General features: G+C 69.3%; 10 protein-coding genes. 7 read left to right on the top strand and 3 right to left on the bottom strand.

Annotated elements, in window-relative coordinates; genetic code table 11:
- Positions 1-62: 62 nt before the first annotated feature.
- A complete protein-coding gene (locus tag VFZ09_RS21510; RefSeq protein WP_329729510.1) occupies positions 63-719 on the top strand; it encodes a response regulator transcription factor in 657 nt (218 codons plus the stop codon).
- A 17-nt stretch (positions 720-736) separates the two neighbouring features.
- Complete coding sequence (locus tag VFZ09_RS21505) at positions 737-1912, top strand: sensor histidine kinase (RefSeq protein WP_329729546.1); 1176 nt, start codon at positions 737-739, stop codon at positions 1910-1912.
- Positions 1913-1915: 3 nt separating this feature from the next.
- On the opposite strand, the gene VFZ09_RS21500 is transcribed toward VFZ09_RS21505, so the two are convergent.
- On the bottom strand, positions 1916-2707 hold the full coding sequence (locus VFZ09_RS21500) for an enoyl-CoA hydratase/isomerase family protein (RefSeq protein ID WP_329729509.1): 792 nt from the start codon (positions 2705-2707) through the stop codon (positions 1916-1918).
- Positions 2708-2775: 68 nt separating this feature from the next.
- Between VFZ09_RS21500 and VFZ09_RS21495 the strand changes: the two genes are divergently transcribed.
- Positions 2776-3546, top strand: a complete 771-nt coding sequence (locus VFZ09_RS21495) for a hypothetical protein (RefSeq protein WP_329729508.1) — start codon at positions 2776-2778, stop codon at positions 3544-3546.
- On the opposite strand, the gene VFZ09_RS21490 is transcribed toward VFZ09_RS21495, so the two are convergent.
- Positions 3540-6068, bottom strand: coding sequence for an RCC1 repeat-containing protein (locus VFZ09_RS21490; RefSeq protein WP_329729507.1), 2529 nt, complete (start codon positions 6066-6068; stop codon positions 3540-3542). The two genes, VFZ09_RS21495 and VFZ09_RS21490, sit on opposite strands and share 7 nt — an antisense overlap.
- A 152-nt stretch (positions 6069-6220) precedes the next feature.
- Here VFZ09_RS21490 and VFZ09_RS21485 point away from each other — a divergent pair, with 152 nt between their 5' ends.
- Together VFZ09_RS21485 and VFZ09_RS21480 are read left to right on the top strand one after the other, a co-directional pair.
- Positions 6221-8830, top strand: a complete 2610-nt coding sequence (locus VFZ09_RS21485) for a LamG domain-containing protein (RefSeq protein WP_329729506.1) — start codon at positions 6221-6223, stop codon at positions 8828-8830.
- Positions 8831-8922: 92 nt separating this feature from the next.
- On the top strand, positions 8923-9561 hold the full coding sequence (locus VFZ09_RS21480; RefSeq protein ID WP_329729505.1) for a glutathione S-transferase: 639 nt from the start codon (positions 8923-8925) through the stop codon (positions 9559-9561).
- A gap of 114 nt (positions 9562-9675) precedes the next feature.
- On the opposite strand, the gene VFZ09_RS21475 is transcribed toward VFZ09_RS21480, so the two are convergent.
- Positions 9676-12201, bottom strand: coding sequence for a fused MFS/spermidine synthase (locus VFZ09_RS21475; protein ID WP_329729504.1), 2526 nt, complete (start codon positions 12199-12201; stop codon positions 9676-9678).
- 430 nt (positions 12202-12631) lie between these two features.
- Here VFZ09_RS21475 and VFZ09_RS21470 point away from each other — a divergent pair, with 430 nt between their 5' ends.
- Entirely contained in the window at positions 12632-13264 is a 633-nt protein-coding gene (locus VFZ09_RS21470) for a hypothetical protein (protein WP_329729503.1), read from the top strand.
- Between the two features lie 182 nt (positions 13265-13446).
- Positions 13447-15003 (top strand): amidohydrolase family protein, encoded by a 1557-nt coding sequence (locus tag VFZ09_RS21465; protein WP_329729502.1) that lies wholly within the window; start codon positions 13447-13449, stop codon positions 15001-15003.
- Positions 15004-15059 lie beyond the last annotated feature (56 nt).

Genomic DNA, 15059 nt, shown 5'->3' with positions numbered 1-15059 from the left:
GTATTGATAAACAGGAATTCCTGGCATACCATGTTCATGGGAGGACCATGTCGTCACCTCGGATGAGTCAGCGTTCCGTTCGCGTCCTCGTGGTGGAGGACGATCCACGCGTCCGGCGGGGGCTGCTGCAGGCGGTGCCGTGGGAGAGCGGGGGCATGTCGGTGGTGGGGGACTGCGAGAGCGTGGGGGAGGCCCTGGCGCTGGTGGAGCGGGGCCTGGAGTTCGAGGTGGGGCTCATCGATCTGGGGCTGCCGGACCGGCCGGGGACGGAGCTGATGGCGGCGCTGAGCCGGCTGCTGCCGGAGGCGTGCCTGCTGGCGCTGACCAGCTTCGATGACGCGGACAGCATCTTCGGGGCGTTGAAGGCGGGAGCGCGGGGCTACCTCCTCAAGGACATGCCGCCCGAGCGGCTGGCGCGGGCGGTGCGGGAGGCGGCCGAGGGGGGCGCGCCGATGACGCCCGCGGTGGCGCGCAAGGTGGTGGAGAGCTTCTCCCGGCCGCCGCCCGGCGCGGGGTGCGAGGAGCTCACCCCCCGGGAGCGCGAGGTGTTGCAGCTCCTCACCCAGGGGCTGGCGTATGCCGGGGTGGCCGAGCGGCTGGGAATGGGGCTGGGCACGGTGCAGACGTACGTGAAGAGCCTCTACCGCAAGCTGCAGGTGCGCTCGAAGGCCGAGGCCACCGCCGTCGCACTGCGCCGGGGGCTGGTATCCCCGAGGTGACGCCCCCCGTGCCAGGGATGGATCCGCCGATGCACGCGGCCATGCGCTCGCCGCTGCTGGCCTCGGGGCTGCTGCTGCTGGCCGGACTGGTCGCGGCGTCTCCACTCGTGCCCGGCCTGGGGCCGCTGCTGGGCGTGCGGCTGGGAGACACGGGGCCGGTGATGCTGCTCTTCATGACGGTGTCGCTGGGGGCGACGCTCGCCTTCCACGGGGCGGGCCGCCACGCGTGGACCTACCGCCTCCTCAACTGGCTGGAGACGGCCGTGTGGGTGGGCGGTGAGCTGTACCTGGTGTGGGCCTCGGGCAACGCGAGCAGTCCCTTCTGGGTGCTGTACTTCGCGCTCGTCTTCCACACGGCCGGCACCGGAAGCGCGCGCCTGTACAACACCGTGCTGCTGGCCGGAGGCCCCACGGTGCTGGGTGCCGCCTTCTGGGTGGCGCGCAAGGACGCGGGAGCGGCGGCCGTGTGCGTGGGGACGGGCGCGATGGGGGGCCTGGTGTACGTGACGCTCAGCCGGGCGGCGGCGCAGCTGCGCGACATGGTGGCGGAACGGGAGCGGCTGCAGGCGCGGGTGGCCGAGCTGCTGGTGCACGAGGAGCGGGCACGCATCGCCCGGGATCTGCACGACGGGGTGGGCAGCGAGTTGAGCGCGCTGCTGTGGAGCGTGCGCACGCTGGAAGCCCGGCTGGGCGAAGGAGGCCGCGCCGAGGAGCTCTCCGGCTTCGCCGAGCGCATCCGCCAGGGCACGGACGAGCTGCGCAGCGTGGTGTGGGCCTTGCGCGCGGAGAGTCAGGACTGGGAGTCCCTGGTGGCGCACCTGCGGGGGCGCTGCCTGGAGCTGTGCGGCGAGCAGGTGGTGCTGCGCTTCTTCGATGAGGGGGCACCCGCTGGCACGGTGCTGCCGGGAGAGGCGCGGCTGCAGGTGGTGCGCATCGTCCAGGAGGCGGTGCGCAATGCCGTGCGCCATGCGCATCCGCGCACGGTGACGGTGCGCCTGAGCGGGCACGAGGAGCTCCGCGTGGTGGTGGAGGACGACGGGTGCGGACTGCCGGAAGGCGCCCTCGAGCGCAGCAGTGGGGGCCTGCGCAACCTGCGCCACCGTGCCATGGCGCTCGGGGGGACGCTGCGCTTCAGCACCTCGCCCCAGGGGACACGCATGGAGGCGATCCTCCCCGGAGCGCGGCGTCCGTGACGCTCAGCGCCCCTGAAAGACGGGAGCCCTGCGCGCCGCCGCGGCCGCGAGCCCCTCGCCCAGGTCCTCGCTCCCGTAGCTCTCCGCCTGGAAACGCGCCTCTTCCTCCAGGGCCCGCTGGAGCGCGGCCCGGTCCGGGGCCAGCCTGCGCTTGAGCGCGCGGGTGGCCAGCGGCGCATTCGCTGCCACCTGCGCCGCGAGCTTCCGGGCGCGCGCGAGCACCTCGGCTTCTGGCGCCGCCTCGAGCGCCAGCCCGAGCCGCACCGCCTCACGCCCATCGAAGCGGCGGCCCGTCAGCAGCAGCTCCGCGCCCCGCTGCGCGCCCGCCCTCCACGGCACGAAGTACGTCGCCCCCATGCCCGGGTGCAGGCCCAGCTGGACGAAGTTGAGCGCCAGCTTCGCGTCCTCCGCCACGACACACAGGTCGCACGCGAGCGCCACGCACAGCCCGGCACCAATCGCCGCGCCCTCCACCGCGGCCACCGTGGGCACCGGCAGGTCCAGCACGCTGAGGTAGCGCGCGTAGAAGTCGAGCATGAAGGTGCGCGACTCCTCCGAGGACACCCGGCGCAGCCGCTCGAGCATCTGGAGATCTCCCCCCGCGGAGAACGCTCCGCCGGCCCCCGCGAGGACGACGGCCCTCACGTCGGAGCGTTGCTGGAGCTCGGCCACCCGGCCCCGCAGCGCCTCCCCGAGCTCGGGGGTCATCGCGTTGCGGCGGGCGGCATCATTCAGCGTGAGGGTGGCGACGGCACCCTCCACCTCGAGCAGGACGGCTGTGGACGGAGTGGACATGGCGCTCCTTTTATCAGGCCCGGCCCGAGGCCCCAGCACGCCTTGGATTTGATGGTATTTTCAAACCCATGCCCCTCGCCCCCCTCCGAATCCGCCCCTTCCTGCTGTCCACGCTGCTGCTCGGCGCCTGCGGTGCCCCCCTGGAGTCAACGTCCCTTCCCCCTGAAGGGACACCGGGCGAGGTGGAGTCCGCGATGTGCGCGGGCCTGAGCGTCACCTCGCTCACCCTGGCGGGGGCCAGCTCCTACGGGGGCGAGCTGGGCGCCGCGGGCAACTGGGCGGTGTCCACCTTCGCCAATGGTGTCCGCCTGGAGTACTACGTGGACGGCCAACGGCAGGCCTGGTCCGAGATGGCCTCCCCCACGGGCACCTGGAATCACAGCAGCTCCGGCATCGCCTGCGGCACGCATACCCTCGAGGTGCGCGCCTGGCCCATGGTCATCGACAGCAATGGCAATCGCACCACGTGCACGGCGCAAGGCCCGCGCGTCGTCTCGAGCACCTTCTCCCAGGCCTGCCCTTCCGCCTCCGTCCAGTGCCAGCGCAATAACATGCAGCAGGTCACCTGCACGGGCTCCGCCTGGGGAGGAACCGGCTCCCACACCCCTGTCTGGCAGCAGGTGAACCGGTTCAATCACATCCCCGAGCCGTACGTGAGCATGCCCTGGTACGAGGGCTCCTGGAGCCATGTCTTCTATTGCGAGGCGCCCCTCTACGCCTCCCTGGAAGACGCCCAGGTGCAGATCCAATTCAAGGTGCGCGACAGCACGGGGATGGAATCCACGGAGCTCAGCAACTTCTTCTACTGCAAGGAGTACTCGGTCGAGCAGCCCTATTGAGCTGAGGCCACCTGCACGGGCAGGGAGCGGCTGGTGGTGCTCCCATCCCCGAGCTGTCCGGAGCTGTTGAGGCCCCAGGCCCACACGGTGCCATCCTGCTTCAGCGCCAGCGAATGGGAGCCACCTCCGTCGAGGGCGAACACGCCACCGAGGCCCGTCACCTGCACGGGCAGGGAGCGGTTGAGGGTGCTCCCATCTCCGAGCCGGCCAGAGCCATTGGCGCCACAAGCCCAGGCGGTGCCATCGAACCGCACCGCCGTCGTGTGGTAGTTGCCACCTTCAATGGAGATGATGCTGCCAGGGCCCCGCATCTGCACGGGCAGGGAGCGGCTGGTGGTGGTCCCATCCCCGAGCTCGCCATCGTTGTTGAAGCCCCAGGCCCACACGGTGCCATCCTGCTTCAGTGCCACCGTGTGGTAGTTGCCCGAGGAGATGGCGCGCACGCCGCCGAGGCCCGGCACCTGCACGGGCAGGGAGCGGCTGGTGGTGGTCCCATCCCCGAGCTGGCCGTAGATGTTGTAGCCCCAGGCCCACACGGTGCCATCCTGCCTCAGCGCCACCGTCTGGAAGATGCCCGCGGCAATGGCGATGACGTTGCCCAGGCCCGCCACCTGCCCCGGCGTGCTGCGCTGGGCATTCGTTCCGTTGCCGAGCTGGCCGGAGCCGTTGTGGCCCCAGGCCCACACGGTGCCGTCCTGTTTCAGCGCCACCGTGTGGCTCTCGCCCGCGGCGACGGCGATGACGTTGCCCAGGCCCCCCACCTGCACCGGCGTGGCACGGTTGAGGGTCGTTCCATCCCCGAGCTGGCCGGAGCCATTGTTGCCCCACGTCCACACGGTGCCGTCCTGCTTCAGCGCCACCGTGTGACTCGCGCCCGCGGCGACGGCGAGCACATTGTCCAGGCCCCCCACCTGCCCTGGCGTGGCGCGGCTGGTGAGCGTCCCATTGCCGAGCTGGCCGGAGCCATTGCCTCCCCACGTCCACACGGTGCCATCCTGCTTCAACACCACCGAGTGGGCATCACCCGCGGCGCTCTCGGAGAGGGAGCTGAACACCGCCTGCACGGGCGCGTTGCGCGAGGAGAACGTCCCGTCCCGGAGCTGGCCGTAGTCATTGCCGCCCCAACTCCAGAAGGTGCCGTCCTGCTTCATCGCCAGCGTATGAAGGCCACCCGCACTGATGTAGGCGACGCTGGCCAGGCCCGTCACCTGCACCGGCGTGGAGCGTTGGAGGGTGGTTCCATCCCCGAGCTGGCCGGAGCCATTGTGGCCCCAGCTCCACACGGAGCCATCCTGCTTCAGCGCCACCGAGTGGAGCGCCCCCGCGCCGATGGCGACGACGTTGCCCAGCCCCGCCACCTGCACCGGCGTGGAGCGGCTGAGGGTGGTTCCATCTCCGAGCTGGCCGGAGGCGTTGGAGCCCCAGGCCCACACGGTCCCGTCCTGCTTCATCGCCAGGGCGTGGGTCCCGTCCGCGGAGATGTCGGACACATTGGCGAGACCCGCCACCTTGACCGGCGTGGAGCGGTTGAGGGTGGTTCCATCCCCGAGCTGGCCGGAGCTGTTGTAGCCCCAGGCCCACACGGTGCCATCCCGCTTCAAGGCCAACGAGAAATGCTCGCCCGCGGCAATGGCGAGCACCTCGGACAAGCCCGTCACCTGCACCGGCGCCGTGCGCAGCTGGGTCGTCCCGTCCCCGAGCTGGCCAGGGCCGTTATGGCCCCAGCTCCACACGGTGCCATCCTGCTTCAGCGCCAGCGTGTGATAGCCCCCCGCGGCGATGGCGAAGACACCGCCAAGGCCCGGCACCTGCACGGGCAGCAGACGCGAGGCGGTGTTCCCATTCCCGAGCTGTCCGACGGCGTTGGAGCCCCAGGTCCACACGGTGCCGTCCTGCTTCAGCGCCGCCATGTGATTGCTGCCCGCGGAGAGCGCGACCACACCGCTGAGCCCTACCACCCGCACGGGCGCGGAGCGCGGCGCGCCCATCGTCCCATCTCCCACCTGACCGTAGTAATTGTCTCCCCAGGCCCACACGGTGCCGTTCTCCCGGAGCCTCGCCGAGTTCATCTCGCTGGCGGACAGCGGGCAGGTCTCGGCGACGGACTGGGTCAGCACCCTGACGCTCTCCCAGCAGGTGGTCCGATTGCCATTGCTGTCCACCACCATCGGGTAGACCTTCATCTCGAAGGTGTGCAGGCCACAGGTCATCCCCCGGCCACTGAAGTACCAGGAGCCGGAAATGCCGGTGCGATCCTCGGAGCTGCGAAGGCGGCCATCGACGTAGTACTCCAACCGCGCCGCGTTGGCGGAGGTGGACACGGCGAACTCGCCACTGCCGGCCAGCTCGCGTTGGTAGGAGCTGAGGCCCGTCAGGGTGAGGGTCGTGACGTCCACGCTGGCGCACAGCCTCGCTTCCTGGCGGCCCAACGGCTCCTCGGGTGCCGCCGGCTCGGCCTCGGGGGGAGCACCACAAGCCACCAGCAGCATTCCGCCCCACAGCGCCCCCACGGAAGAACGCATCAGCACCTTCAAGCTCAAAGGACACCTCCAGAACACAGAATCACCAGAATCCAGGCTATCCTCATTAAATCAAGAAAATCCAGAAATACAACAACTGAGAGTGAAAATCCTGAAAATCTGTTATGGCGGGCTTTCAAACCAAGGAACCCCGCATGAGCCCTCCCCTCCCCTGGCCCTGTTCTCGTTCGCTGTCACGCCTCCTCGTCCCCCTGCTGGGACTCGCGCTGTCCGCGACGGAGGCGGCCGCGGCGACGCGACCCTCGCTGGTGAATACACGCATCTCCACGCCCTTTGGCTCCAACGGCCACACCTCGAGCCTCGATGGGCGGATCTTCATCGGCAACGTGGGAGAGGATCAGGCGACGACGACCACGACCTGGAGGGCCCGCGTGTTCCGGCCCGAGGCGGTGACGTACGACGCCGAGGGCAAGCCGGGCTTCACGAGCGCCTTCTCTCCCGGAAAGACCATCCAGGTGCGGAACGGGGAGAACGCGCTGGCCTTCTGCTTCCTCAACCCGGCGCAGCCCTACACGCTCAGCAGCGGCGTCGCCGTCTACCAGCCCTACATCTTCGACTCGATGATGTTCAACGGCCCGAACCGCTTCCGCCGCCGCACCGCGGATGTCCGGGTCAGCCAGCCCTTCACGGTCCAGGCGGAGATCGCCTCCTTCTCCACGGGGCCGTTGGAGGAGCTGAAGACCGTCTCGGGCGCCCCCATCATGGGCATCGAGCCGACGATGACCTCCGACGGGCGGCTGCTCCTCTTCCAGGGCGGTCCCCTCAACAACGGCTCCATCGACTACCTGATGTACAGCTACAACCCCACCCCCTGCGCCGCCACGGGTTGGAGTGAGCCCCGGCCCCTGTCCATGATGTTCAACGACCCCAACCCGGGTCTCAAGCGCTACCCCATGGCCTGGCAGCGGATGAAGGCGGCCACCGGCGAGGACTTCGGTGACACCGTGGCGGGCGGCAATCTGATTCGCGCCGCCTATCCCTGGGTGGACCACGAGGGCCGCAACGTCCTCTATGCCGCCGTCGGGTTCACCGGGGCCGCGGGCGGACGCCGTGAGGCCATCAGCCTGATTGGCGCGGACACGGGGTGGATCGCCCATCACATCGACGGGAGCCTCAACACCGACCGGCAGGACATCGCGCACCTCTTCTACTCGGGCCCCATGTGGAACTTCGAGCAGGAGCGCGCCCCCTCCCAGAACTTCCCGCCGGGCTCGAGCAACGAGACCCGCTTCCTCCCCGTCACCAAGACGCACGACGTGCTCTCGCTCTTCGGCAGCAACACGGCGGACTACAACGAGGTGGACCTGGGAGAGCTGCTCAATCCCTTCCAGCTGCTCTTCCTGCCCATGAACGAGATGGTCACCCGGACGGGAACGTATGATCTGACGCGCACGCCCGACAGCGCGGGCCGCTTCTACACGGGCACGCTCGTGGGCACGGCGCAGATCTCCGCGAAGAACGACGTGACGCAGCCGCCCTCGGGCTCCTTGTGGGAGCCGCACGGCAAGGGCAAGGCGCTCGTCCTCCCCGGCGGCGGCGCCGCCACCGTGAACCTGACCGACGCCACCAACACCATTCCAGGTGTCGGGGCCACCGTGCGGGGCTTCACCGTGCAGCTCGCCATCCGCCCGGACGCCGCCATCAACCAGGGCTGCACCGGCAATCCCTACCGCTACCTGCTGGCGAAGTCCGGGGGCCTGGATCTCATCTACGAGGCGAACGGCGCGGTGCACATGTCGTTCGTGATCAACGGACAGCGGGTCCGCCTGGGATTCAGTCAGCCGCTGCCCAAGGGCGTCTGGACGCACCTGGCCTACACCTGGGATGGAGTCACGGGACAGTTCGGCGAGTACATCAACGGCCAGGCCACGGGACGCGCGCTGCCCAACGCCCCCGGCTCGCTCCGGTTGGGCACGGGGACGCTCTTCGTGGGCGCGGGTCCGAACCTCGACACCCAGAGCTGCCCGGCCAACGGGGAGGGCTCGTTCAAGGGCTTCATCGACGAGGTGCGCCTCTTCACGAATGCCCGCTCCAACCGCAGCATCTGCCTGACGACGCACGGAGCGGACTGCAAGGAGGCCGCCATCCAGGAAGAGCCCACCGGGGGCCAGTTCGTCATGAGTCAGCAGCACCCGTCCTGCAACAGCCTGTCCGCGCTGGGTTCGCAGGCGTGCGCCGTGGCCATGCACCGCGTCTGCGCCCAGCGCGGGGCGGATGACGCGCTGAGCAGCGCCACCAACTTCTACGAGACCCTCCAGCAGGTCATCGGCAACCGCCCGCCCATCTCCCTGCTGGGCGTTCCCGCCTCCGCCACCACCACGGAGGCCGGCGTGGCGTGTGCGCCCATCCAGCACCAGAGCCTGGGGGTGACCTTCGAGGAGTTGGCGCGCCGTCACCCGGGCTGCACCGACGAGCGGTTCTCCATGTCCACTGACTGCACCGCCGCCACGCACCGGTGGTGCCAGGGCCTGGGGTGGACGACTGGAATGCTCTTCGAGATGACCTCCCGGCCGTGGGTGGGCTGCTTCAACTCGGGGCTCATCCAGGATGTGGCCCGGTCGCAGATCGGGTCCGTCACCAACGCGGGCAACCTCACCTCCGGGGAATCGCGGCTGGAGGTCAGCAGGTGGTGCCAGGCGCGGGGCTACGGGGCGGGAGTCATCCAGGAGGTGCCCAGCGCCACCACCGTCCATGTCCACTGCTTCCAGCCCGCGGTGACGCGGAGCTGGAAGTTCGTTCCCTGATCGCTGGATTGACCGGGGAAGGGTGGCCTCTCCCACAGCCGTCTGAAAAACGGCCTTGTGAGAGGCCGTGCGATCTGAGCGATCCTGCGCCCATGCTCAAGCTGCACTACCTGGTCAACTCCCGCGCGCAGCGCATCCTCTGGCTCCTGGAGGAGCTGGGACTCGACTACGAGATCGTCATCTACCCGCGCGACCCGAAGACGGGCTTCGCGCCTCCCGAGCTCAAGGCGATCCATCCGCTCGGCAAGTCCCCGCTGCTGGAGGACAACGGACGGGTCCTCGCCGAGTCCGGTGCCATCATCGACTCCGTGGTGCGCCACCATGGAAAGGGACGGCTGGCGCCCGCACCGGACTCGGCCGAGTACGACACCTACGTGCACTGGCTGCACTACGCCGAGGGCTCGGCCATGCTGCCGTTCATCATGGGAATCTACATGGGACGCCTGGGCGAGGCGGCCGCGCCCCTCATGCCGCGCATCTCCAGCGAGATGAAGAACCACCTGGGCTACATCTCCGGAACGCTGGAGAAGGGGAACTACCTGCTGGGCGACACCTTCAGCGCCGCCGACATCCAGATGAGCTTCGTGCTGGAAGCGGCACGGCCGTCGGGGCTCCTGGAGTCCTTCGCCCCCCTGGGCCCCTACCTGGAGCGGCTGTACGCCCGTCCCGCCTATCAGCGCGCCGTTCAGCGCGGGGGACCCATCCAGGTGGGCCGCCCAGCCAACCGCTAGCCTCGGCGGCCTGGCGTGCCGGTGAATGGGGGCGCGACACGGGCCACGAAGCTGTACGTGAGCTCTCCGTGGTGCAGCACTCCGGAGCCCCCGGTCACCCGGCGGACCTCGAGCTCAAGGAGCCGGAGCGCCCCTGAGCTGCCCGGTCTTGGCGAGCAGGCGTTCGAGGTCGGCGCGAAGAGGCTCGGCCTGGCTCGCCCCCGCGGCGACCGCCTCGGCGAGCGTCGAGATCGCCTCCTTGAGGTTCCGTTGGCCGGCCAGGCGGGCGCCGCGGACATGCTCCGCCTCTCCGGGCCGATCCACGCCCCGGACGGGTATCTCCGATTGCCCCACCGAGCGGATCGCTTGCAACAGCTCTCGCTGCTGGGACGGGGGAAAGACATTGCCGCGAGGCGTGGAGTACTCGAGGTAGAGGTTGTCGTCCGTCGAGACGAACCCCGAGGGCCGCCCCGAGTCCGTGGCCATGTACCGCTGGATGTACGCCTCGACGCCCTGCTCGTTGAGCAGGGTCTCGCCGGCGAGCATCAGGAAGTCACCGGCCGGGACATTGTTCGCGGCGAAGGTCCCTCGCAGCTTGTCCGAGAGCTCGCGAACGTGCGTGTAATCCATCACGAGTGGCTCGCGCGAGGCGATGATCTGTCCTTGCCGCCCGCCATAGAAGAGCGCGACGTGCGGCAGCTCCTGACGGACGGTGTGGAGGATGATCGCCAGGTCCCGGGGCGTGAGGTGGTGCAGCTGCACCCACTGCTGCAACACCCCCTTGGGCCGCAGATGGTTCTTCACCAACGCATAGAACTCGCGGTTGTAGAGATCCGCTTCTCCGGCGATCCAGATGCTGGTGACCTCGATGGTGATCAGGTCATACACATGCGGGCTCAGCATCAGCATGTTCCGTCCGTCGGCGTAATGGACCTGCACGCGCGGCGAATCGAGAGCGCCCTTGTTCACCTCCCGGAAGTGCTCACGTGAGGCGCGCAGGATATCCGGAGACAGCTCGGCGGCATCGATGTGCTCGAAGGGCGATGCGGCCAGCACGGCGACCGAGGTGCCGGTGCCCACGCCAATGAGCAGGGCCCGCTCGAAGCTGTCCTGGAACAACAACGGAATCTGCGAGAAGCGGACCTGCGCCACGAGCTCGCCGCCGTTGTTTCCCTGGAACTTGCCGTTGCTGAGGAGCACCTTGCGCGGGGGCGCGTCGCTGTATTGCACCACCGTCGTCATGCCGGATTGAACACTCTCGGCGGAGTACAGCAGCTTCCCCCCCTGGAAGTACTGCGAGAGGAAGTAGACGTTTTCTCCGGACGTGAGCCGCAACATGTCCCAGCCGGGAAGCGCGAACCCAGCCACCATCACCCCCACCGCCGCGGCGGCGAGTCTCGGACGGCCACGAAAGCAGAACAACGCGATGACACAACCCGCGGAGACCAGGACGAGCAGCGTGCCCCTGCTGCCAAGGAGCGGCAGCATGCCGAACCCGGTCACCAACGAGCCGAGAACGGCGCCCGAGGTGTTGAGCGCCGTCATCCCACCCACCGCATGCCCGAGCTCTCGATTGGCGGCGGCGACGCGCAAGAGCAGGGGAAAGAAGACGCCCAACAACAGCGCCGGAGGGAGCAGGACGGCGGCGGCGGCCACGAACCGCACCAATTCGCGGCCCTCGAAGGTCGTCACGTGGGGGCCCACCGCCGAGAAGACCCCTGGAATCTCGTCCCACAGCGGCAGCGTCACCAGGACGGCCACCGACACCGAGAGCTGCACGTAACCGATGTGGCGCCACTCGACGGATGGCAGCTTCAACCGGGAGATGATCGCCGACCCCAGCATCAGCCCGAGCAGGAACAGGGACAGCATCATGCCGAAGGCGTAGGCGCTGCTTCCGATGACCAGGCCGTTGAGCTGCGTCCAGACGACCTCATACGCGAACACCGAGAACCCCGACCACGCCGCCGCCGCCAGGAGCACCCGGTTCGCGAGAGGCGGTGCCGAGGCGTCCTGCGCTGGAAGCGGCGCGCCGGGTTCGTCGCGCAGGACCAGGGCGATGGCTCCCGCGATGGCACTGAAGGCGGCGCCGAGCCACAGCGTCTTCGACAGGCCGAGGTTCGGCAGCAGGAGATACGTCGCCGACAGCGAGCCGAGGAACGCGCCCAGGAGGTTGAGGGTGTAGAGCGTCGTCGTCGCCCGGGCCACCTCGGCCGCGCCGACGAGCTTCGAGACCGCGCGTGCCATCGCGGGAAGCGTGCCACCCATCAGGAGCGTGGGGGGCAATGCGAACAGCAACGCCAGCAGCAGGCGGAGCACGATCAGCCGGGTCGCTTGAGGGTCCACGCCGCTGGCCAGCCGCACGAACACGCCGGAGACCGCCGCCGTCAGCGTGGGCGTGAGCAGCGCGTACACGGCGATGCCCAGCTCGAGCGCACCATACAGGCGCAGCGGACGGGCCACCCGGTCCGCGAGCGCACCGAACAACCGCGCCCCCAGGGCGATGCCACCCATGTACGCGGCGAGCACCGTGGCGGACGCGAACGCGGTCACGCCGAAGACACGGGAGAACTCGCGCTGGAGCGCGACCTCGTAGATGAGTCCGGCGATGCCCGAAAAGGTGTAGAGCGTGAGCAACTGCAAGCGCGAGGTCGCCTTCATTGGGCCGCGACTGTAGCGTGCGTCATGAGGCGAACCAACCTTCAGCGATCCATGTGTCCCGCGAGGCCGGCGGCCAGTGCGTCGAAGACGACTCGGCATTCTCTTGAGCATGCTCCGGATCGCCGGTGTCCCCCGGTCGAAGCCGATCACGCTGTGTGTGGCGAGGTCCTCGAGGCGCTTCGGTGTGCCCCGTCGCGCGAGGTAGCGCCGATGGGCGTGCATCCCGAGCGTGAGGGTGCCGAGGCGCTTCACGACCAGGGCCTCCTGGCTCCGGACCACGCTGGTGGGCCTCGGCTGCCTGACGGCCAGTCCCGCGCCCCTGGCCGTCATGGCCTGAGGTTCCCTCTCCCTCGGAAGAGGAAACCCGCGCCCCGGGGTCACTTCGAGTAACGTGGGGAGCTCCCAACTCGAGGAGACGATTCACATGCGCATGACCCGCAACATTGGCCTGATGACCCTCGCTCTGGCGCTCGGCACCGCGAACGCGGCCCAGGCCCAGGGCAAGGCCGAAGCCCCCGCCCACGCCCAGGGCAAGGCCGAAGCCCCCGCCCACGGCCAGGGCAAGGCCGAGGAGAAGAAGGCCGAGGCCCCGGCGGGCGACAAGGCCCAGGGCGAGGAGATGAAGGCCGCGGCGATGTCGAAGAAGGAGGCGAAGAAGGCCGCCCAGCAGGCGAAGAGCGCCGCCCAGGCCGCCGAGCGCGCCGCGAAGAAGGCCGAGGCCGACGCGGCGAAGGCGGCGAAGTTGGCCGAGTCCGCGAAGAAGAAGGCCGACGACGCCGAGGCCAAGGCCGCCGAGTCCGAGGCCAGCGCCGCGAAGCTGTCCACCGACGCCAGCACCGAGACCGACGCGGCCAAGAAGAAGAAGGCCGAGTCCGCCGCCAAGGCCGCCCTGAAGAAGGCCGAGGCCGCGAGAAAGGCCGCCGACAAGGCCAAGGCCGACCATGACAAGCAGCAGGCGGCGCTCGCCAAGGCCGAGGAAGCCAAGGCCGCTGGGATGAAGAAGGCCGAGGAGGCCAAGGCCCTCGCCGAGCAGGCCGCCGCCGACGAGGCCAAGGCGCAGTAACGCCCTGCCCGCTCCGCCCGGCACGAGCGAAGAGCCGCACCCGCTCGTGCCGAGGCGGAAGGGAACTCCCCGCGAAGTCGTGGCCCCCGCGCCGATGATGAGTCTCGACGCCGTGCCTCGTCACACGCTATTCTCAGAATCCACGGAAGTCAGCTCTGGTGGGTCCAGAGGGAGAATGTGACATGTGCCGGATGCTCTGTGGAAACGACGCGAACCATGACGGTCAGCCCGAGCAGGAGGGCTCCTCCCGTCGCGAGTTTCTCACCCGGGGGGCTTCCGCCCTCGGGGCCGCGGTGGCCGCTTCGGCTCCCCTCCCGGCCCTGGCGGCGCCCACGCAGGGTGACCTGTCACAGGACAGCGAGGCCAGGCTCCAGGACCTGCCCAGGGAGACCGGGGCCCCGCACCGGCGTTACCTGATCAAGGGTGGCGCGGTCCTCAGCATGGATCCCCAGGTGGGCAACTTCGCCCGGGGTGACGTGCTCATCGAGGGCAAGCGGATCGTCGCGGTGGGAGCCAACCTGCACGCTCCCGGTGCGGCCGTCATCAACGCCGCGGGCATGATCGTCATGCCCGGGTTCGTCGACACGCACCACCACCAGTACCAGACCGCGCTGCGGAGCTTCCTGCCGGACGGCCTGCTGTTCAACGATGGGCTGCCGCACGGCGAGAAGAACTACCTCGACTACATCTACTACAAGATCACCCCGGTCTTCAGGCCGGAGGACGCCTACCTCGCCGAGCTCGTCGCTTCGCTCAGCCAGCTGGACGCGGGGGTGACCACGGTCGTGGACACGTCGCAGGTGGGCCATACCCCGGCGCACACCGATGCCGTCATCCGGGGGCTCCAGGACGCGGGCCGCCGCGCGGTCTTCGTGTACTCACCCGGCGCGGGCCCCGGCAACATCTTCCCGAACGATCTCCAGCGGCTCCGCAACCAGTACTTCTCCTCGACCGATCAGCTCCTGACCCTGGCGATGGGCGGAGAGGTGTTCGACCCCGCCTTCCGGACCTACTGGGCCATCGGGCGCCAGAATGGCCTGCCCATCGTGACGCACCTCGTCGGCAGCATCGGCCAGGCCACGCTCGTGGAGCAGCTGGAGAGCGAGGGCCTGCTCGGGCCGGATCTCGTGTTCATCCACGCCAGCCGCATCTCCGAGGGCTCCTGGCAGGCGATCGCCCGGTCGGGTGCGAGCGTCTCCATCGCCGTCCCCATCGAGATGGCCATGCGGCACGGCATGCCGCCGCTCCAGTCCGCGCTCGATCATGGCGTGCAGCCCGCGCTCAGCACGGACGTCGAGTGCACGATGACCGCGGACTTCTTCACGCAGATGCGGACCGCCTTCACGCTCCAGCGGGCGCTCATCAACGAGCGCGCGCTGAACGGCGAGACGAACCTGCCCGAGCTCCTCACCTGCCGCGATGTCATCCGCTTCGCCACGGTCGAGGGAGCCCGGGTGGCCCGGCTCTCCCACAAGATCGGCTCGCTGACGCCGGGCAAGGAGGCGGACATCCTCCTGCTGCGCGCGGATGCCCTCAACGTGGCCCCGCTCAACAACGTGCCGGGGGCCGTCGTCACGTTGATGGACCGCGGCAACGTGGACACGGTCATCGTCGGGGGAAGGATCCGCAAGTGGCGAGGCGCCCTGCTCGATGTCAACCAGGCCCGCCTCCGCACCGCCCTCGAGGCGTCCAGGGACTACCTCCTCCAGGCGGCGGGCGTCCAGCGAGAGCTTTTCTGAGCGGGAGAAGGGAAGCCCGCGGGGGGGGACTTGCATGAGCACGACCCTGGCGGTGG

The organism is Archangium sp. (assembly GCF_036277355.1).
In the GTDB taxonomy this organism is placed as follows: domain Bacteria; phylum Myxococcota; class Myxococcia; order Myxococcales; family Myxococcaceae; genus Archangium.
The sequence above is the reverse complement of the archived record's forward strand: the minus strand, read 5'-3'. Positions and strand labels throughout refer to the sequence as shown.

What these genes read in the sequence shown, in the direction of transcription:
- VFZ09_RS21475 (WP_329729504.1), bottom strand. Translation starts at nt 12,201, where the DNA reads ATGAAGGCGACCTCGCGCTTGCAGTTGCTCACGCTCTACACCTTTTCG.
- VFZ09_RS21480 (WP_329729505.1), top strand. Translation starts at nt 8,923, where the DNA reads ATGCTCAAGCTGCACTACCTGGTCAACTCCCGCGCGCAGCGCATCCTC.
- VFZ09_RS21510 (WP_329729510.1), top strand. Translation starts at nt 63, where the DNA reads ATGAGTCAGCGTTCCGTTCGCGTCCTCGTGGTGGAGGACGATCCACGC.
- VFZ09_RS21465 (WP_329729502.1), top strand. Translation starts at nt 13,447, where the DNA reads ATGTGCCGGATGCTCTGTGGAAACGACGCGAACCATGACGGTCAGCCC.
- VFZ09_RS21490 (WP_329729507.1), bottom strand. Translation starts at nt 6,068, where the DNA reads ATGCGTTCTTCCGTGGGGGCGCTGTGGGGCGGAATGCTGCTGGTGGCT.
- VFZ09_RS21485 (WP_329729506.1), top strand. Translation starts at nt 6,221, where the DNA reads ATGAGCCCTCCCCTCCCCTGGCCCTGTTCTCGTTCGCTGTCACGCCTC.
- VFZ09_RS21495 (WP_329729508.1), top strand. Translation starts at nt 2,776, where the DNA reads ATGCCCCTCGCCCCCCTCCGAATCCGCCCCTTCCTGCTGTCCACGCTG.
- VFZ09_RS21470 (WP_329729503.1), top strand. Translation starts at nt 12,632, where the DNA reads ATGACCCGCAACATTGGCCTGATGACCCTCGCTCTGGCGCTCGGCACC.
- VFZ09_RS21500 (WP_329729509.1), bottom strand. Translation starts at nt 2,707, where the DNA reads ATGTCCACTCCGTCCACAGCCGTCCTGCTCGAGGTGGAGGGTGCCGTC.
- VFZ09_RS21505 (WP_329729546.1), top strand. Translation starts at nt 737, where the DNA reads ATGGATCCGCCGATGCACGCGGCCATGCGCTCGCCGCTGCTGGCCTCG.